We start from the raw sequence: 268 nt of genomic DNA on the forward strand, positions 1-268 counted from the left end.
GCGAAGCTTTGAATTTAAGCCCCAGTAAACGGCGGCCGTAACTATAACGGTCCTAAGGTAGCGAAATTCCTTGTCGGGTAAGTTCCGACCCGCACGAAAGGCGTAATGATTTGAGCGCTGTCTCGACAATGCATCCGGTGAAATTGAAGTACCAGTGAAGATGCTGGTTACCTGCGCCAGGACGGAAAGACCCCATGGAGCTTTACTCCAGTTTGGTACTGGGGTCCGGTATTGCATGTACAGGATAGGTGGGAGGCTAGGAAGCAGT

General features: G+C 51.5%; 1 rRNA gene. It reads left to right on the forward strand.

The features are described 5' to 3' along the window. Positions 1 to 268: ribosomal RNA gene (locus LIZ66_RS18450) — 23S ribosomal RNA — on the forward strand; the annotation flags it as partial.

The sequence above is a fragment of the Blautia faecis genome, assembly GCF_020554845.1.
Taxonomy (GTDB): domain Bacteria; phylum Bacillota; class Clostridia; order Lachnospirales; family Lachnospiraceae; genus Blautia_A; species Blautia_A faecis.